Source organism: Amphibiibacter pelophylacis (assembly GCF_037688875.1).
Lineage (GTDB): Bacteria > Pseudomonadota > Gammaproteobacteria > Burkholderiales > Burkholderiaceae_C > Amphibiibacter > Amphibiibacter pelophylacis.
The window spans coordinates 1-18,329 of the sequence record NZ_JAWDIE010000017.1 but is presented as its reverse complement, the minus strand read 5'-3'; the positions used below and the strand labels follow the sequence as shown (position 1 = coordinate 18,329).

General features: G+C 68.7%; 12 protein-coding genes. 1 reads left to right on the top strand and 11 read right to left on the bottom strand.

Going from position 1 to position 18,329, the window contains the following annotated elements; translation table 11 throughout:
• Window positions 1–13: 13 nt before the first annotated feature.
• Window positions 14–3,340, bottom strand: a complete 3,327-nt coding sequence (locus tag RV045_RS10860) for a sialate O-acetylesterase (protein ID WP_423235809.1) — start codon at window positions 3,338–3,340, stop codon at window positions 14–16.
• A 166-nt stretch (window positions 3,341–3,506) separates the two neighbouring features.
• Entirely contained in the window at window positions 3,507–7,118 is a 3,612-nt protein-coding gene (locus RV045_RS10855; RefSeq protein WP_423235808.1) for an indolepyruvate ferredoxin oxidoreductase family protein, read from the bottom strand.
• Window positions 7,119–7,362: 244 nt separating this feature from the next.
• On the opposite strand from RV045_RS10855, the gene RV045_RS10850 reads away from it, so the two are divergent.
• Complete coding sequence (locus RV045_RS10850; RefSeq protein WP_423235807.1) at window positions 7,363–8,391, top strand: hypothetical protein; 1,029 nt, start codon at window positions 7,363–7,365, stop codon at window positions 8,389–8,391.
• Here RV045_RS10850 and RV045_RS10845 read toward each other — a convergent pair.
• The 9 genes from RV045_RS10845 to pilB form a co-directional block, all read right to left on the bottom strand.
• On the bottom strand, window positions 8,373–9,173 hold the full coding sequence (locus RV045_RS10845; protein WP_423235806.1) for an ABC transporter ATP-binding protein: 801 nt from the start codon (window positions 9,171–9,173) through the stop codon (window positions 8,373–8,375). The two genes, RV045_RS10850 and RV045_RS10845, sit on opposite strands and share 19 nt — an antisense overlap.
• On the bottom strand, window positions 9,161–10,021 hold the full coding sequence (locus RV045_RS10840; RefSeq protein WP_423235805.1) for an ABC transporter ATP-binding protein: 861 nt from the start codon (window positions 10,019–10,021) through the stop codon (window positions 9,161–9,163). The genes RV045_RS10845 and RV045_RS10840 overlap by 13 nt, the downstream gene beginning before the upstream one ends.
• A gap of 4 nt (window positions 10,022–10,025) precedes the next feature.
• The gene (locus tag RV045_RS10835) at window positions 10,026–10,979 is read right to left on the bottom strand and encodes an ABC transporter permease (RefSeq protein WP_423235804.1); all 954 of its coding nucleotides are present in this window, start codon (window positions 10,977–10,979) and stop codon (window positions 10,026–10,028) included.
• Window positions 10,976–11,986 (bottom strand): ABC transporter permease, encoded by a 1,011-nt coding sequence (locus tag RV045_RS10830; RefSeq protein WP_423235803.1) that lies wholly within the window; start codon window positions 11,984–11,986, stop codon window positions 10,976–10,978. Before RV045_RS10830 ends, RV045_RS10835 begins: the two co-directional genes overlap by 4 nt.
• A 13-nt stretch (window positions 11,987–11,999) precedes the next feature.
• On the bottom strand, window positions 12,000–13,634 hold the full coding sequence (locus RV045_RS10825; protein ID WP_423235802.1) for an ABC transporter substrate-binding protein: 1,635 nt from the start codon (window positions 13,632–13,634) through the stop codon (window positions 12,000–12,002).
• A gap of 27 nt (window positions 13,635–13,661) precedes the next feature.
• Window positions 13,662–14,270 carry a dephospho-CoA kinase gene (gene coaE, locus RV045_RS10820; protein WP_423235801.1) on the bottom strand — a complete coding sequence of 203 codons (609 nt, stop codon included), beginning with the start codon at window positions 14,268–14,270 and terminating at the stop codon, window positions 13,662–13,664.
• Between the two features lie 2 nt (window positions 14,271–14,272).
• Window positions 14,273–15,193, bottom strand: coding sequence for a prepilin peptidase (locus tag RV045_RS10815; protein ID WP_423235866.1), 921 nt, complete (start codon window positions 15,191–15,193; stop codon window positions 14,273–14,275).
• 26 nt (window positions 15,194–15,219) lie between these two features.
• Window positions 15,220–16,431 (bottom strand): type II secretion system F family protein, encoded by a 1,212-nt coding sequence (locus tag RV045_RS10810; RefSeq protein WP_423235800.1) that lies wholly within the window; start codon window positions 16,429–16,431, stop codon window positions 15,220–15,222.
• A 79-nt stretch (window positions 16,432–16,510) separates the two neighbouring features.
• Window positions 16,511–18,259: a type IV-A pilus assembly ATPase PilB gene (gene pilB, locus RV045_RS10805; protein ID WP_423235799.1), complete on the bottom strand. Its 1,749-nt coding sequence runs from the start codon at window positions 18,257–18,259 to the stop codon at window positions 16,511–16,513.
• Between the last annotated feature and the right edge of the window lie 70 nt (window positions 18,260–18,329).

The window sequence follows — 18,329 nt, the reverse complement described above, 5'->3', positions numbered from 1 at the left end:
GCTGCAGCGCCGTTCAGGTCACCAGACCCAGGCGCGGCACCACCCCGCGCTGGCCGTCGCGGATCACCCGGTTGAAGATGACATCGGCGAACCAGCGGTAGGTGCTGGCGCTGTAGTGCACGCCGTCGCCGCTGAACTCGGCCGTGCCGGCGGGCCGGTCTTTGCTGTTGATGACAAAGTAGCGCTGCGGGTCGCGGCGGACGATCTCGTCAAACTGGAAGGCCATGAGCTTGCTGTTGTAGGACGCCGCCGTGGCCCGGGGGTAGTGCAGGAAGAAGCGCAGGTCGGGCGCCCCGGTGGCGCGCGAGAAACCGTCGACGATTTTCTGCAGGTTGGCCGGGTACTGGTTGATCACGCCGCCGGGGATGCTGTTGGCCGCAATCTGCGCATCCTGCTCCCACTGGTTCCAGTCCACGCCGATCAGGCGCGGGCGCTTGCCAGCGCGGATCAGGTTTCTGATCGCTTTCTGGAACAGGTTGACGCTCAGGTGATACAGCGAGGTGGTGTCGTTGTCGGGCAGCTCCGGGGCCCAGCCGTTGCTGGCGGCCGTTTGTCCGGCCCAGACCAGGTTGCTCAGGGCGATGCCCATGCTGGAGACGGCGATGTGGATGCAGTACAGATCGGGCAGACCCGGGTTGCGGGATTTTTCGGCCTGCCACATTTTTCCCACCAGGTGCGGCACGGTGGCGCTGTTGCGGCTCATGATGCGGTCGCCCTGCCAGATGTCGCGGCCCGAGCCGATGCGGGACTGGCCGCTGTCGCTCTCCAGAGGGGCCCAGACCACGTCGTTGTTTGTGTAGCTGGTGTTGGCAGAGCGCGACAGCATGAAGACGTTGGCCAGCGGCGCATTGGCGGGGGTGCGGTCTGCGGCCGACAGGGCGGCCATGGCCACCGAGTTGGATTGACCGCAGCAGATCAGCACGGCCACGTCGTCGGGGCCCCAGGGCGCGTCGATGGGCACGGCGGCCGGGCTGCCGGGCAGGGCACTCAGCCAGGCCGGGTAGCGCAGGGCACTGTGCGTGCTGTCCTGGCGCCAGGTTTCGGCCACAAGGCCGGTGGCCAGACGCGGCGCCACCAGGGTGATCTGCGACCAGCCCGAGAAATAGCGCTTGCTGTCGGTCACGCGACTGCCGGGCGCCCAGTGCGACGAGCCGATGTAGCCCGCATCGGGGCGGTCGGGGTCCTGGTCGTAGCGGCCCGACGGCGTGACGGCGCCGGAAACGCCATCGGCGCCCTGGTGCATGAAGCGCACGAAGGCCACGCCGTTCTGGCGTGAGCGCGCGTAGCTGTTGCCGTAGACCGCGTCGTAGGCGGCCGGGCTGGCGAGTTCTCCTTCGCCGTAGGCCGATAGCGTGTCGCCGCACACCCACGGCACTGTGGCTGCGCTGCCGGTGACGCATTGCGCGTCAAAGCCCGCCATGTCGGCGCGGAAGGTGGCCAGCTGCGCTTCGAAGGCTTCCCTGTGTCCGGTCTGGCCGAGATCGCTCTCCCCCTGCATCCAGATCACGCCCAGCAGCTGGTTGCCCGGGTTCATCTGCAGCGCGGTCTGGGTGCGCGAGAGCAGATCCATGTACAGGCCCGAGCGCCCGCCCGCGTTCATGCCGCCGCTGACGCCCCAGCGCGTCGAGCGGGTATCGCTGCCCCCTGTCCACGCGGCATCCGCACCCGAAAAGCCGGATTCGCTGCGGGCGCAGGGCACCAGCAGCAGGCCGGTGTTGTCGGGCAGATAGGGCAGCAGCTGCCGGGCAATCTGCAGCCCGGGGCCGGGCAGGCCGTAATTGGCCAGCGTGTCCACCGTAGGCAGGTCGCTGGTGCGCACCAGCTGGAAATCGTCCAGACCCAGATCGTTGCCCACCGCAGGGGTGACCAGATCCTGCAGGGCCAGGCTGAGCTGGCGTGTGCCCGCTGGCACGGTGATGCTCTGCGTGACCTGCGTCCAGGGCATGCCGGGTGTTGTTTTGTAGGCCGCGCCGAAAGGCTGGCCATTGACCACGAGCTGCACGATGGGCGTATTGAGCTGCCCCGCGCAGATCCAGTAGCTGAAACGGTAGGTGGCGCCCGCTTCCACCGCCACGGTCTGCGACCAGATGCGTTTGCGCGCGTCGGCCGCGCCGTCCGCCATCAGGAACTTCTGGCCATCGCGCGCCGATGTAGCGCCCATGCCCCAGCCCGCGGGCGGAGCGGCGACCACGCCGTAGGTTCCCGTGCCCTCGGCCTGGTTGCGCAGGGCGTAATCGCTGGTGTACGGGGTGGCATAAACCGGCTTCTGGGCGAAATCGCCATTGCGGATCAGGTTGGGCGACAGCCAGGCGCCGGTCTGCACCAGGGTCAGGTCGTCCAGACCAAAATCGTTGCCCTGCGCGCGGGTGTTGAGGTTGTTTAGGGCCAGTGTCGCGCTGCGGCTGGTGGCGGTGAACTCGAACTGCACCGGCGCCCAGCCCCGGCTGGCGCCCAGCGCCTGGCTGCTGACAGCGCTGCCGTTGACGCTGAGCTGCAGCGTGGGCGGGTTGAAGTTCGTCATCACCCAGAACGACAGCGCATAGGTTTTGCCCGGCTCCAGCGCCACCGTCTGTTTCCAGAAGGCCTTGCGGCTGTCGCTGCTGGAATCCACCATCAGGAAAGCGTCGCTGCGCCCGTTGCGTCCGACGGTGGCCCCCAGGCCCCAGTCGGTGGGCGGCGTTGCGGTCAGCGCGATCTGTCCCGGGGCGGTGACGGCGGACGCGCGGGTGTAATCGGTCTCGAAACCGGCCTGTGCCGCGGCAGCCGCCACGGCGCTGAGTTCAAAACTGCCGTTGTCCAGCAGATTGCGCTGGGCGCTTTTGAGCGCTTCCTGCAGGGCCAGCGGGTGGGTGTAGCTGTCGGCGTCGTCCAGATGATGCAGGCAGTGGTCGGCCGGAATCAGGGCGTTGTAGGCGCAGGCCGGGCCGCCACGGGATACGGTGCGGCGGCGGGCGAGCTGGCGGATGCGCGGGTGGGGCGCATCGATGCCCTCCGGCTGCGGCAGGTGGCTGCCCCAGCCCTGCATGTTCGCCTCGCCCGCCAGCACCAGCACGTAGTAGCGCTGGGGCCCCGCAGCAGCGGGAGTCGCGGCCTGAAGCTGTGCCCGGTCGCTGCCGACGGCCGCCAGGTCATCGCCGCCCCCGCAGGCGCTCAGGCTGGCACCCAGCAGACCCAGGCCGGTGACCTGGCCCAGGCCCAGACCGGCGGCTCCGGCGGACAGGCCCAGAAAATGGCGCCGCTTCATGGGCGGCTGAACGCCCGCTTGAGCCGATTCAGCCGATTCAGCCATTCCAGCAGGCGTGACAGCGGCAGGAGACGGTTTTCCGGAATTGGGGCGCATGACAGGTCCGTGGCTGGGGAAAAACAAACCAGTCAGCTCAGGCGGAATGGTCAATATGCCCATTCTATTTGTGACAAATTGACAGGATGCTGACGGGCCGCCCGCGTTCAGGGGATCAGCGCCCGCACCTGCGCCCCATCAGCGCCCCATCAGGCCCCGCTGTTGTTCACGTGCCCGCCAGCGTCTGGCGCCACTGCAGTTCGACGGCGCTCATGGCTTTGTCCTTGACCTCGCCGTAACCGCGCACCTGCTGCGCCAGCGCGATGCTGTCGGCGGCGGCGGTCAGCGTGGCCTCGTCGGGACTGGCCTGCAGGCGGCGCAGCCAGTGGGCGATCAGGGCGAAGAGCTGCTCGCGCAGCGCGCGTTCGCGGCGGCGCTCGGTGGTCCAGCCAAACGGGTCCTTCCAGGTGCCGCGCACCGACTTGAACGCGATCAGGCGGTCGAACACCTTCTGCGCCGTGGCCTGGCCGATGCGGCGCTTGATGGGGCGGCCCTTGGCGTCTTTGCGCGACAGCCCCGGCGGCGCCAGGTGGTGGAAGACCTGGAAATCGCCCTCGAACTGCTGCGCGATCTGCGCCTGGAAGGCCGGATCGCGGTGCAGGCGGGCGACCTCGTACTCGTCCTTGATCGCCATCAGGCGGAACAGCGCCAGCGCCACGCTGCGTTCCAGGCGGCGGGCGGCCCCCGGCACCTGCGTTTCGGCGGCGGCGACCTGCTCCACGGTGTCGCTGTAGCGGCGGGCGTAGGCCTCGTCCTGATAGTCGACCAGGAACTGGCGGCGCAGCGCGATGGCCTCGTCCAGCGCGCCCTCGGTCAGACGGCTTGCCAGCGGCCCCTGCAGCACCACGGCCTGCGGCGCGGGCGCGGGTTTGAGCAGTTCGGCCACGGCCCGGGGCTGCAGCGCGGCCCAGCGGCCCCAGGCGAAGGCGGTGCGGTTGGCCTCGATGGCCACGCCGTTGAGCGCAATGGCCTGGTCCAGCGCGTCCAGCCCCACGGGCAGCCAGCCCATCTGCCAGGCGTAGCCCATGACGATGGGGTTGGTGTAGATGCTGTCGCCCATCAGCTTCTGGGCCATGCCGTGGGCATCGAAGGTGCAGACGGCCTGCTGGCCTGCGACGGCGCGGATCTGCTCGATGCACGGATCGCCCGGCGCCTGCCAGTCGCGGTTGTGGATCAGCTCGGCGGTGGGCGCGGTGTGCGTGTTCTGCACGATCCGGGTGCGGCCGGGCAGCACGCGCGCCAGGGTTTCCGGGTGTGCGGTGACGATGGGGTCGCAGCCCAGCACCAGATCAGCGGCAGCCGTGCCCACGCGGGTGGACAGGATGCTGTCCTGGTCCTGCGCCAGCAGGATGTGGCTCCAGGTGGCGCCGCCCTTCTGCGCCAGACCGGCGGCGTCCTGGGTGACGATGCCCTTGCCTTCGATGTGCGCGGCCACGCCCAGCAATTGGCCGATGGTGATGACGCCGGTGCCGCCGACACCCGCCACCAGCACGCCCCAGACGCGGCCACGCTGCAGCGCCTGGACCGAGGCGTCGGGCGGCGCGGGCAGGGCGCCAAAGCGCTCCTGCAGGGTCTGCGGGGTGGGCATGGACTGGGTCTGCGCCTTTTTCAGCCGCCCGCCTTCGACGGTGATGAAGCTGGGGCACAGGCCATCGACGCAGCGCAGATCCTGGTTGCAGCTGTTCTGGTTGATGGTGCGCTTGGTGCCCAGCGGCGTGGCCAGCGGTTCGATGCTCAGGCAGTTGGACTGCGTGCCGCAATCGCCGCAGCCTTCGCAGACCAGCGGGTTGATCATCGTGCGCACCGTGCTGGCGGCGGTGGTGCCGCGTTTGCGGCGGCGGCGTTTTTCGGTGGCGCAGGTCTGGTCGTAGATCAGGGCGGTGGTGCCTTTGACGCGGCGCAGGCGCTCCTGCACCGCATCGAACTGGGTGCGCGCTAGCACTTTGATCCCGCCGGGCAGGGCGGTGGCGCGGTATTTGTCGGGCTGGTCGGTGACGATGACCAGCTCGGTGACGCCTTCCGACAGCAGGCTGTTCACGATCTGCAGCACGCTGTGGCCTTCGGGCCGCTCGCCGACCTGTTGGCCGCCAGTCATGGCGACAGCGTCGTTGTAGAGAATCTTGTAGGTGATGTTGACGCCCGCCGCGATGCTCTGGCGGATGGCCAGCAGGCCGCTGTGAAAGTAGGTGCCATCGCCCAGGTTGGAGAAAATATGCGCTTCGCGCGTGAACGGCTGCTGACCCACCCAGGTGACGCCTTCGCCGCCCATCTGGGTGAAACCCATGGTGCTGCGGTCCATCCAGGTCGCCATGTAGTGGCAGCCGATGCCGCCCGCCGCGCGCGAGCCTTCAGGCACTTTGGTGGACGTGTTGTGCGGGCAGCCCGGGCAGAACCAGGGCGCGCGCTCGGCGGCGGGGTCGCTGCGGCTGAGTTGAGCCTCTTCCTTGGCCTTGAGGATGGCGATCTGCGCGTCGATGCGCGCCGCTTCGTCGCCGTCCACGCCCAGCTTTTTCAGGCGAGCGGCGATGGCCTGCGCGATCAGCGCGGGGTTCAGGTCGGCCGTGGCGCGCAGCAGGGTGTTGGCGCTGGGGTTGGACATGGACCACTCGCCGCCGCTGTCGCCATCGCCCTGGCCTTCGGCGAACTTGCCCACCACGGTGGGGCGGATGTCGGGGTGCCAGTTGTAAAGCTCTTCTTTCAGCTGGTATTCGATGACCTGGCGCTTCTCTTCGATGACCAGGATTTCCTTCAGGCCGGTGGCGAATTCGCGGGTGATCTGCGCCTCCAGCGGCCAGACCACGGCGACTTTGTGCAGGCGGATGCCCAGGCGGCGGCAGGCCGCGTCGTCCAGGCCCAGATCCATCAGCGCCTGGCGCGTGTCGTTGTAGGCCTTGCCGCTGGCGATCAGGCCCAGGCGGTCGTTCGGGCCTTCGATGACGTTGTGGTTGAGCCGGTTGGCGCGCACGTAAGCCAGCGCCGCGTACCACTTGTAATTGAAGAGACGCGCCTCCTGATCCAGCGGCGAATCGGGCCAGCGGATGTGCAGGCCGCCGGGCGGCATCTCGAAATCATCGGGCAGGATGATGTTGACGCGGTCGGCATCGACTTCGACGGCGGCGCTGGATTCAACCACTTCCTGGATGGTTTTCAGGCTGGTCCAGACGCCTGAGAAGCGGCTCATGGCGAAGGCGTGCAGGCCCAGGTCCAGAATTTCCTGCACATTGGCCGGGAAGAACACCGGCAGGCCACAGGCCTTGAAGATGTGATCGCTCTGGTGCACGGCGGTCGAGCTTTTGGCGACATGGTCGTCGCCCGCCACCGCCACCACCCCGCCCAGCGGCGTGGTGCCCGCCATATTGGCGTGCTTGAACACGTCGGCGCTGCGGTCCACGCCCGGGCCTTTGCCGTACCACAGGCCAAAAACGCCGTCGTACTTGTGCTGGCCGGGGTTGAGATAGCCCAGCTGTTGGGTGCCCCACACGGCGGTGGCAGCCAGGTCTTCGTTGACGCCGGGCTGGAAGACGATATGGTTCTCGTCCAGGTATTTCTGCGCCTTGACCAGCGCCTGGTCATAGCCCCCCAGGGGGGAACCCCGGTAGCCGCTGACGAAACCGGCGGTGTTGTGACCGGCCATCAGGTCGCGCTGGCGTTGCAGCATGGGCAGACGCACCAGGGCCTGGATGCCGCTCATGAAGGCGCGGCCGTGCTGCAGGGTGTATTTGTCGTCCAGGGACAGCGCGGCCGGGGCCGGATCGCGCAGGGGGTGGGGGGCGTTCATTGTGTGATCTCCGCGTGGGCCGGGTCCAGGAGGTGTGCTGGGCCCTGCCGCAAGGCTGACTAGGGGTGCGCCGATTGTCAGGGGCATCCGCGTGGGCGACCAGGCGGGAAAACCCTGGACGATGAACTGGCCGGAGTCGGGCAATTTGCACGCCTGGCGGCCCCGGCAGCGGCGACCGGCGCGGTCTTCGGCCCTCCTGTCACGCTAGTATGGGTTAACCCTAATCCGCCCCCTGAATCCCCCCATGAGCGAATCCCGCCTGGATGTTCCCCTGGACGATTACGCCGGTTTCTGTCGCTGGCTGACCGGCCGCGCGCCGCAGTCTGGCTGGACGGTGCCGCGCTCGCCGCTGGCCCGGGGCCGGGCGCTCACCGTCAGCGTCAGCCAGCTGGATCCGCAGCAGATCGCCCTGCTGGCCACCGAGACGCACCTGTCGCTGCCTGCGCTCGATGCCCTGCAGGACGGCGACGTGCTGGGCCTGATCTGCGGTGCGCTGCGCGATCTCACGGTGCGCTGCACCAGCCCGCGCGCTGCGCTGCTGGCGCCGCTGGCCGGGCATCTGGACACCCTGACCCTGCTGGGCACGCGCGAGCTGGATGGGGATAGCGCGCAGGCCCTGCTGGCCGGACGCGCCCGCGTCAGCTTCGCGCAGACCGAGCGCCTGACGCTGCCCATGGCCCGCGTCATGTGCGCCACCCACGGCGGGCAGCCGCTGCTGCTGGAGGGCGTGCAGCAGTTTGGCCCGGAAGCCGAAGCCCTGCTGGCCGCGCACGGCGCGCCTGTGCGCTTCAGCGGCGTGCCGCTGCTGACGCACAGCATGGCCCGCGTGCTGGTCGCCACCCACCCCGACGAGCCGGTGCAGGTCGCCGACGTGCCACGCCTGGGCGCGGGCGCGCAGGCGCTGCTGGAGCAGTCGGCCACGCCGGTGCTGTTTCACGACACGGCGGTGCTGGACGCGCCGATGGCGGCGGTGCTGGCGGCCACGGCGCGCGGGCTGGAAGTCGATCTGTGGGGTCTGCAGTCGCTGGCCTCTGGCGCGGTGCGCCAGCTGCTGGATGCGCGACTGCGCGTGCGCTTTCACGGCGTGAGCGAACTGGGCCGGGGCATGGCCCAGGTGCTGGCTTCGGCCTGGCCGGGCAAGGTGCTGGCATTGCGCGCCGTAGACCGCGTCGCGCCCGCCGCACGCCGCGTACTGGATCAGGCCGGGGTGAGGCTGCTGGGGGATGAGGTTCCGGATCGGCCTGAGCCCCTGCCTCAGCGGTCGCGCTGGTAGCCCGACGCTGCGCGCAGCAGCGCCAGCGTGTCCTCGTGCTGCGCCTGGCCGTGGGCCAGATCGGCGGTGTCCAGCGTTTCAACGGCCTGACCGCGCCGCATCACCACCACGCGGCGGCACAGGTGGCTGACCACGGCCAGATCGTGGCTGACCATGAGCAGCGTCAGGCCGTGCTGGCGGCGCAGGGCGTCGAGCAGGTTGAGGATCTCGGCCTGCACCGACACGTCCAGCGCCGAGGTCGGCTCGTCCAGCAGCAGGATGGGCGGGCGAAGCATCAGCGCGCGGGCAATCGCCACGCGCTGGCGCTGTCCGCCCGAGAGCTGGTGCGCGTAGCGGAAGCGGAAGGACGCATCCAGCCCGACCTCCTGCAGCGCCTGCACCACCGCCGCGCCGCTGCGCGGCAGGCCGTGGATGGCCAGCGGCTCGGACAGCATCTGGTCCAGCGTGTGGCGCGGGTGCAGCGCGGCGTAGGGGTCCTGGAAAACTATCTGCACCAGACGCGCCGCTGCGCGCACGGTGGCGGCGCTGCGCCGACCCTGCGCCAGCGGCCAGGGCTGCGGCCCCTGCGCCGTCAGCGCTTCGATGCGCCCGGCCTGCAGCGGCACCAGCCCGCACAGCGCGCGCAGCACCGTCGATTTGCCCGAGCCCGATTCCCCGACCAGCCCCAGGCTGCCGCCCGGCTCGACGCGCAGCGAGACATTCTCCACCGCCTGGAAATCGCCAAAGCGCACGCTCAGGGCTTCGGCCTGGAGGCCGGTGGGGGAGGGTTTCAGCGCAGCCATGCAGGATCCCGGCTCAGGGTGGGCAGCGGGCGGCGGGTTTGGCCCAGGCGGGGCAGGCAGTCCAGCAGGCCGCGCGTGTAGGGGTGGCGCGCCTCGTGCAGCGCGCTGGCGGGCAGCGATTCAACGATGCGTCCGGCGTACATCACCAGCACGCGATCGCAGAAGCTGGAGACCAGGCGCAAGTCGTGCGAAATAAAGAGCAGCCCCATGCCCAGACGGCCGACCAGATCGTCCAGCAGCGCCAGCACTTCGAGCTGCACGGACACGTCCAGCGCCGAGGTCGGCTCGTCGGCGATCAGCAGCTGCGGGCGGGCGATCAGCATCATGGCGATCATCACGCGCTGGCCCATGCCGCCCGAAACCTCGTGCGGGAAGAGGCGCGCCACGCGCTCGGGGCGGTCGATCTGCACGGCGGCCAGCGCTTCCAGCACCTGCTCGCGGGCCTGACGCGCGGGCTGCGGGCGATGCGTCTGCAGCGTCTCCAGAATCTGGTCGCCCAGACGCATGACCGGGTTGAGCGAGAAGCGCGGGTCCTGCAGGATCATGGCCATGTCGCGCCCGCAGCGGCGGCGGCGCTCGGCGGGCGGCAGGGCGAGCAGATCCTGATCCTGCAGCGCCAGATGTCTGGCGCGCACGCGGGCCTGCGGCGGCGTCAGGCCCAGGATGGCGCGCCCGGTCTGCGATTTGCCCGAGCCCGATTCACCGACCAGGGCGACGCGCTCGCGGCCCAGCGTCAGACTGACGCCGCGCACCACCTCGTTCCAGCCGCCCTGGCGCTGGGGGTAGGCGACGTGCAGATCCTGCACGTCCAGGAGGGGCCGTGCGTTCGGGGTCGCGGTGGGCTTCATGGCGTCATCCCCGCTGCTGGGCGCGCGGGTCCAGCGCATCGCGCAGGCCGTCGCCCAGCAGGTTGAAGCCCAGGCTGACGATGAAAATCGCCGCGCCAGGCGCTGCAGCCACCCACCAGGCGCCCAGCAGGAACTGGCGCCCGGCGGCGATCATGGCGCCCCATTCGGGCAGTGGCGGCTGCGCGCCCAGGCCCAGAAAGCCCAGGCCCGCCGCTGCCAGAATCATCCCGGCCATGTCCAGCGTCACCCGGATCAGCACCGACGGCAGGCACAGCGGCAGCACGTGGCCCAGCACCAGGCGCGTGTGGCTGGCGCCCAGCAGGCGGCTGGCGGCGATGAAATCGCTGCGCCGCAGCGCCAGCGATTCGGCGCGGGCCAGGCGCGCATAGGGGGGCCAGGCGGTGATGGCGATGGCGATCACGGCGTTGTCCAGCCCCGGGCCCAGCGCGGCCACAAAGGCCAGCGCCAGGATCAGGCGCGGAAAGGCCAGGAAGATGTCGGTCAGGCGCATCAGCACCGCGTCCAGCCAGCCGCCCGCGTAGCCCGAAACGGCCCCGATCAGCACGCCCAGCGGCGCCGACAGCACGGCCGCCACAGCCACCACGTACAGCGTGGTGCGCGATCCGGCGATCAGCCGCGAGAGGATGTCCCGCCCCTGGTCGTCGGTGCCCAGCCAGTAGGTGGAGGAGGGCGGCTGCAGGCGCAGGGACAGATCGCCGGCCAGCGGCGGATGCGGCGCCAGCCAGGGCGCCAGCAGTGCCACGGCCAGCAGCCCCAGCACGATGACCAGGCCCAGCAGCGCCAGGCGGTTGGCCACCAGCAGGCGCCAGCGCCACCACATCTGGCCGCAGGCCGCCTGCCAGCGCGAGGCCGGGGCGGCGCTGTCCAGCCAGGCGATCAGCCCGTGGTCGGCGGTGGCTGCAGGCGCGGGCGGGGTGGAGGGGGCTGTGGCGGTCATGCGGTCTGCCGGGTGCGGGGGTCCAGACTGCGGTAAAGCAGGTCCGAGACCAGGTTCAAAGCGATGAACAGCGCGCCCACCAGCAGCGTGCCGCCCAGCACGGCGTTCATGTCGGCGCTTTGCAGCGAGTTGGTGATGTACTGCCCCAGGCCCGGCCAGGCGAAGACGGTTTCGGTCAGCACCGAGCCCTCCAGCAGCCCGGCGTAAGACAGCGCGATCACCGTCACCAGCGGCACGGCGGCGTTGCGCAGCGCGTGCCGCCAGATGATGCGCGATTCCGACAGGCCCTTGGCCCGCGCGGTCACGATGTACTCCTGCGCCAGCTCGTGCAGCATGAAGGAGCGCGTCATGCGGCTGAGGTAAGCCAGCGAGTAATAGCCCAGCAGCCCGGCCGGCAGGATCAGGTGCGAGACCGCATTGCCAAAAGCGCCCCAGTCGCCCGCCAGCAGGGTATCGACCAGCATCAGCCCGGTCACGGGCGTGATGACGTACTCGTAACTGATGTCCAGCCGCCCCGGCCCGGCCACCCAGCCCAGGTGGGCGTAAAACAGCACCAGACCCATCAGGCCCAGCCAGAAAATCGGCACCGAATAGCCGACCAGGCCCAGCACGCGCACGGTGTGGTCCACCCAGCTGCCCTGGCGCACGGCGGCCCACAGGCCCAGCGGCACGCCAGCCAGCACGCCGATCAGGATGGCGACGGTGGCCAGCTCGAGCGTGGCCGGGAAGGCGCGGCCCAGATCCTGCAGCACCGGGTTGCCGGTGAGCAGCGAACGCCCCAGATCGCCGTGCGCGATCTGCGAGAGATAGTTCAGAAACTGCTGGCCCAGCGGCAGATCCAGCCCCATCTGCGTGCGCACCTGCACGATGGTTTCCGCCGAGGCGTGCTCGCCGACCACGGCCAGCACCGGATCAAACGGCACGATCCGCCCGATGAAGAAAGTCACCGCCAGCAGCCCCGCCAGGGTGGCCACCAGCGAGACCAGCAGGCGCAGCAGCGCCTTCATGCGGCCAGGGCGCTCATTTGGCGACGGGATCGAGCTCGTTGGTTTCCATGCTCGGGCCCAGCGAGAAGCCCTGCAGGCCCTTGCGGAAAGCGGCCACTTCCACCGTCTGGTACAGCATCACGAAGGGGCTGCTGCGCGTGAACTCGGCCTGCAGCTTGCCGTACAGCGCCTTGCGTCTGGCGCTGTCGCGCTCCAGCGCAGCGGCCTTGGTCTGGCGCGTCAGCTCGGGGATGTCCCAGGCGCTGCGCCAGGCCAGGGTTTTGTTGGCGGCGCCGTCGCTGTTGTCCGGGTTGCTGGTGAAGGTGTCGGCGTTGCTGTTCGGATCCCAGTAATCGACGCCCCAGTTGCTGATGATCATGTCGTGGGCGCGGGCGCGCATGCGCGTCAGCACCTGTTTGCCGTCGCCCGGCACCAGGCGGATGTCCACCCCGGCGCGCTTGGCCGTCTGCTGGAAAGCCTCGGCGATGCCCTGGTTGGGCTGGATGGTGCGCACGTCCAGGGTGATCGGGAAACCGTCCGGATGCCCGGCTTTGGCCAGCAGCGCCTTGGCCTTGTCCACGTCCAGGCGGAAGGGTTTGGCCTCGCTGGCGCCCAGGATGCCCTTGGGCAGAAACTGCTGGTGAATGGTGCCGATGCCGCGGATCAGCGTCTTGCCGATGCCGTCGTAATCGACCAGCCACTTCATGGCCTCGCGCACTTCGGGCTGGGCCAGAATGGGGTTTTTCTGGTTCAGGGCGATGTAGTACACCGTGCCCTTGGTCGCCGATGTGGTCTGGATCTGCGGGTTGCTGGCGATGGCCTCCAGATCCTGCGGGGTCAGGTTGCGCACCACATCGACATCGCCTTTTTCCAGCAGCAGGCGCTGGGTGCTGGACTCTTTGATGTGCCGGAAAATCACCCGCGCCAGTTTGGGCCGGCCGCCGTGCCAGCCGTCGTTGCGCTCCAGCACCAGAATCTCGTTGGCGCGCCAGTCGCGGATGCGGAAAGGGCCTGATCCGGCGTAATGCGTTTTCAGCCAGGTGTTGCCCATGTCCTCGCCTTGGGCCTGCGACTGCAGCAGCTTGCTGTCCACCACCGCGCCGACCGTCGAGGTCAGGCAGTTCAGCACCAGGCTGGGCGCGTAAGTCTGGTCGGTCACCAGCGTCAGCACCATGGGCGACGTGGCCGTGATACGGTCTTTCACCGTGTCTTTGGTCCAGCCGAACTGGTTGAGAATAAAGGCGGGCGATTTGTTGAGCAGCACCGCGCGCTGCAGCGACCAGGCCACATCGGCCGCCGTCAGCGGGTTGCCCGAGGCAAATTTGATCCCCGGGCGGATGTTGAAGGTGTAGGTTTTGCCGTCGGCGCCCACCGTCCACGACAGCGCCGCGTCGGGCTTGACGCGCGAGGTGTCCTTGCGGTCCAGCCGCACCAGGCGCGAATAGGCGTTGCCCAGGAATTCGGCGGTGGAGATCTCGAACGATTCCGCCGGATCCAGCGTGATCACGTCGTCAAAGGCGAAGGCCACGACCAGCGTGTCTTTGGGCGTGTCGGCGTGGGCCTGTGTGGCGAAGCTCAGTCCCGCCAGCGCGGTGTAACTGCCCAGCAGGCCGCGTGCGGTGGTGGTCAGGGCCTGGCGGCGGCTGATGGGGCGGGCGCAATCGGACATGGCTTTTCCTTGGCGAATCACTCGATGTCACGATTGTAGTGGCAGCGCCTCCCACAGCTTTTGCACCCGCGCACGCAGCGCGTCGGGGTCGTCCCGGCTGTTGTCGATGACGGCGTCGGCGACGGCACGGCGCTGCTCGCGCGTGGCCTGTTGCGCGATGATGGCGCGAATGGTCGCCTCATCCAGCCCTGAGCGCGCCTGCACGCGGCGCACCTGCACATCCTGCGGGCAATCGACGACCCAGACGCGGTCCACGCGCTCGCGCCAGGTGCCGCTTTCGACCAGCAGCGGCACGTCAAAGACCACCCCGCGGGCACTGTCCTGCACAGCGGCGTAGGCCGCGTCGGTACGCGCGCGGATCATGGGGTGCAGGATGCTTTCCAGCTGCTGGCGCTTGTGCGGGTCAGCAAAAACCTGCTGGCGCATCCAGGCGCGGTCCAGCGCGCCGTTTTTGATGGCCTGCGCCCCAAAGGCCGCTTCGATGGCGGGCAATGCGGCGCCGCCCGGCGCGGTGAGTTCGCGCGATAGCGCGTCGGTGTCGATCAGGGTGGCGCCGAGTTCGACCAGCAGGACCGCGACGGTGGATTTGCCGCTGCCTATGCCGCCGGTCAGCCCGATTTTCAACGGCGCGGTCATGGTCAGGCCCAGCCCATCACATCCATGACGCGGGGCATGCCCGCCCACAAAACGGCCAAGGCCCCGCCGACCAGAAAGGGGCCAAAGGGCACATAAGGCCCGTGACGCAGCCCACCGCGCAGCTTGAGCGCAATCCCCACCGCCGCGCCCAGCACCGACGCCATCAGCACCACCGGCAGCAGCGCCTGCCAGCCCAGCCAGGCGCCCAGGGCGGCCAGCAGCTTGAAATCGCCGTAGCCCATGCCTTCCTTGCCAGTCAGCAGCTTGAAAATCCAGAAGATGCTCCACAGCGCACCGTAACCGGCGGCAGCGCCGACCAGCGCCGTGGGCAGTGGCACCGTCCAGCCGGCCAGCGCGGCCAGCAGACCCGCCCACAGCAGCGGCAGCGTCAGGCTGTCGGGCAGCAGCGTGGTGTCCCAGTCGATCAGCGCAGCGCAGATCAGCACCGCCACCACCGCGCACCACAATAGCGCCAGTGGCCCTTCGCCGACAGCCAGCGTGGTCGCGGCAAAGGCCAGCGCCATGCCGGCTTCGACCAGCGGATAGCGCAGCGCGATGCGCTCGCCGCAGTGCGCGCAGCGCCCGCGCAGGCGCAGCCAGCCGATCAGCGGCAGGTTCTCGTGCCAGGCCAGGGCGTGGCCGCAGTGTGGGCAGCGCGATCGCGGCCGCGCCAGGCCCGGCACGGCGCGCGCGGCCAGCGCCTGGTCCAGCGCGTCGTGGGCTGGGGCAATGGCGGCGGCCGGATCGTGGCCAAAGAAGTGGCGCCAGGCGTCGGCGTCGGCGAGCTGGTCGCGCGTGGCCTGCCACCAGTGCTGGTCCATGCGCTGCGGCAGACGGTGGACAACCACGTTGACAAAGCTGCCCACGCACAGCCCGATCAGGGCCAGGAACCACGGGTTGAGCAGGCCAGAAAGACCGGCCAGCTGGGCCAGGGCGTCCAATACAGAGGTCACACCACGGCCCCGAGCTTGAAGATGGGCAGATACATGGCCACCACGATACCGCCAATCATGCCGCCCAGGATGACGATGATGATGGGTTCCATCAGCGCGGTCAGGCCTTTGACCATGTCATCGACCTCTTCCTCGTAGAAATCGGCCGATTTGCTCAGCATGGAATCGAGCGATCCGGCCTCTTCGCCAATCGACGCCATCTGCAGCACCATGTTGGGAAAGACGTTGCTGGCCATCATCGATGAGGCCAGCGGCATGCCGGTGGCGACCTCTTCGCGGATGCCTTTGGTGGCCTTGATGAAGACCGCGTTGCCCGAGGCCCCGCCCACCGATTCCAGCGCCTCGACCAGCGGCACACCGGCGGCGAACATGGTGGACAGCGTGCGCGTCCAGCGCGCCACCACCGATTTGTAGACCAGGTCGCCAAACACCGGCAGCTTGAGCAGCGCCCGGTCGGCCGCGTACTGCAGGCTCTCCGATTTTTTCCAGGCGTTGTACAGCAGGAAACCCCCGCCGATCAGCCCGCCGAAAATCGCCCACCACCAGGCGACGAAGAACTCCGACATGGCGATGACGAAGAGCGTCGGCGCAGGCAGATCGGCACCAAACGAGGTGAACACGTCCTTGAAGGCCGGCACCACCTTGATCAGGATGACGGCCAGCACGATGAAGGCCACCAGCAGCACAACCACCGGGTACATCAGCGCCGATTTGATTTTGGATTTGAGCGCCTGCGATTTCTCCTGGTAGATGGCCAGGCGGTCCAGCACGGTGTCCAGGATGCCGGCGGTTTCACCCGCCTCCAGCAGATTGCAATAAAGCGCGTCGAAGTATTTGGGGTGCTTGCGAAAGGCCTGCGACAGGCTGGTGCCGGTCTCGATGTCCATGCGGATGTCGTTGATCAGACTGCCCAGGCGCGGGTTGGCGCTGCCGCGTCCCACGATGTCAAAAGCCTGCAGCAGCGGCACGCCCGAGCGCACCATGGTCGCCATCTGGCGCGTGAACACCGTCAGCTCTTTGGATTTGATGCTGCCCATGCGGCTCATGCGCCGCTTTTTGACCTTGACGACGTTCAGGCCCTGACGGCGCAGGCTGGCGCTGACAACGGCGTCGGTCGCCGCGCGCATCTCGCCCCGGGCGGTCTTGCCGTTGCGGTCTTTGGCTTCCCATTCAAAAATGGGGACGGAAGCGGTTTTTGCGGTCGCCATGGTCAGGCTCCTGGCTGCTGCGGCTGAAAAACGGACGGCGCCAGAACGCGCGTCGGGAAAGGGGCGAAGCTCATCGGGCTCATGCGGTATTGGTGACGCTAAGGACTTCTTCCAGCGAGGTCACGCCCCGCGCGGCCTTGACCAGCCCCGACTGGCGCAGGTCGCGCACGCCGTCGCGGCGCGCCTGCTGGGCGATGTCGCTGGACGAGCCGTGATTCAGGATGATTCGCTCGATCTCGGGGCTGATGGGCATGACCTGGTAGAGCCCCACGCGGCCTTTGTAGCCCTGGTTGCATTCCGGGCAGCCGACAGGGCGGTAGAGCTTGAGCCCCTGTGCCACATGCTGCGGCGTGTAACCGGCGTCCAGCAGCGCGGCGTCGGGCAGGGTGACGGGCTCCTTGCAGCGCTCGCACAGGCGGCGCGCCAGGCGCTGCGCCGTGATCACCAGAATGCTGGACGCGATGTTGAACGGCGCCACGCCCATATTGAGCAGCCGCGACAGTGTGCTGGGCGCGTCGTTGGTGTGCAGCGTGGACAGCACGAGGTGGCCGGTCTGCGCCGCCTTGATGGCGATGTCGGCGGTTTCCAGATCGCGGATCTCGCCCACCATGATGATGTCCGGATCCTGGCGCAGGAAGGAGCGCAGGGCGGTGGCAAACGTCAGCCCGACGCGCTCGTTCACGTTCACCTGGTTGACGCCAGGCAGGTTGATTTCGGCCGGGTCTTCGGCGGTGGCGATGTTCACGCCGGGTTTGTTGAGCAGGTTCAGGCAGGTGTAGAGCGACACCGTCTTGCCGCTGCCCGTGGGCCCGGTAACCAGCACCATGCCGTAGGGGCGGCGGATGGCGTCCAGCAGGCGGGCTTTTTCGGCCGGTTCGTAGCCCAGCGAATCGATGCCCAGCGTGGCCGCGCTGGCGTCCAGCACGCGGATGACGATTTTCTCGCCGAACAGCGTGGGCAGCGTACTGATGCGGAAATCGACCGTTTTGCTGCCAAAACGCAGCTTCATGCGCCCGTCCTGCGGCATCCGCCGCTCGGCGATGTCCATGCGGGCCAGAATCTTGATGCGCGCCGCCAGACGTTCGCGGATGCCCACGGGCGGGTTGCTGACCTCGCGCAGCTCGCCGTCGATGCGAAAGCGCACGCGGTACTGGTGCTCGTAGGGCTCGAAGTGCAGGTCGGACGCGCGCAGGTTGATGGCGTCCACCAGCATTTTCTGCAGGAAGCGCACCACGGGCGCGTCATCGGCATCGACCCGGGCGTCTACTGTGGCGGCACCGGACTGGCTGCTGGTCTCGCCGCCCAGTTCTTCCAGCTGGACTTCGGCGATGCTGCCGCTGTCGGACGATATTTCTTCCTGCTGACGGCGCAGCGCGGTCAGCAGCTTGTCGTGTTCGACCACCACCCATTCGGGCAGCAGCTGGGTGGTGAACTTCAGGCGCTGAACCACCTCGCGGTCGGTCGGGTCCGATCCGGCCACAAAGAGCGTGTTGCCGCGCCGCCCCAGCGCCAGCAGGCGGTAGCGCTCGGCCAGGCGGCTGTCGATCAGATGGCGCGGCAGGCGGTCGGCCGACAGTGCATCCAGATCCAGCAGCGGCAGCGACAGCGTCTGCGACAGCCCATGCGCCGCCGCCGCCGCCGTGATCCAGCCGTGCTGCAGCAGCACCGAGAGCAGATCCGTGCCGCCAGCCTGCGCTTCGGCCTGCGCCTGCAGGGCGCGGGTTTCATCCAGCAGCCCGGCATGGACCAGCACCCGCGCCGCGCCGGTCAGGCTGGCCGGCGCGGTGGCGGAAGAGGGGGCAGAAGACAAGGAATCAGGGGGCAACATGACCGATCCAGACGAAACGAGAGGCAGTATATCGGCGCACCTTCAGGCCGAAAGGGTGAATTAAAGGCGG

Bases quoted from the DNA above. Each gene is read 5' to 3' on its own strand.
- RV045_RS10860 (WP_423235809.1), bottom strand. From the start codon at position 3,340: ATGCGCCCCAATTCCGGAAAACCGTCTCCTGCCGCTGTCACGCCTGCT.
- RV045_RS10855 (WP_423235808.1), bottom strand. From the start codon at position 7,118: ATGAACGCCCCCCACCCCCTGCGCGATCCGGCCCCGGCCGCGCTGTCC.
- RV045_RS10850 (WP_423235807.1), top strand. From the start codon at position 7,363: ATGAGCGAATCCCGCCTGGATGTTCCCCTGGACGATTACGCCGGTTTC.
- RV045_RS10845 (WP_423235806.1), bottom strand. From the start codon at position 9,173: ATGGCTGCGCTGAAACCCTCCCCCACCGGCCTCCAGGCCGAAGCCCTG.
- RV045_RS10840 (WP_423235805.1), bottom strand. From the start codon at position 10,021: ATGAAGCCCACCGCGACCCCGAACGCACGGCCCCTCCTGGACGTGCAG.
- RV045_RS10835 (WP_423235804.1), bottom strand. From the start codon at position 10,979: ATGACCGCCACAGCCCCCTCCACCCCGCCCGCGCCTGCAGCCACCGCC.
- RV045_RS10830 (WP_423235803.1), bottom strand. From the start codon at position 11,986: ATGAAGGCGCTGCTGCGCCTGCTGGTCTCGCTGGTGGCCACCCTGGCG.
- RV045_RS10825 (WP_423235802.1), bottom strand. From the start codon at position 13,634: ATGTCCGATTGCGCCCGCCCCATCAGCCGCCGCCAGGCCCTGACCACC.
- coaE (WP_423235801.1), bottom strand. From the start codon at position 14,270: ATGACCGCGCCGTTGAAAATCGGGCTGACCGGCGGCATAGGCAGCGGC.
- RV045_RS10810 (WP_423235800.1), bottom strand. From the start codon at position 16,431: ATGGCGACCGCAAAAACCGCTTCCGTCCCCATTTTTGAATGGGAAGCC.
- pilB (WP_423235799.1), bottom strand. From the start codon at position 18,259: ATGTTGCCCCCTGATTCCTTGTCTTCTGCCCCCTCTTCCGCCACCGCG.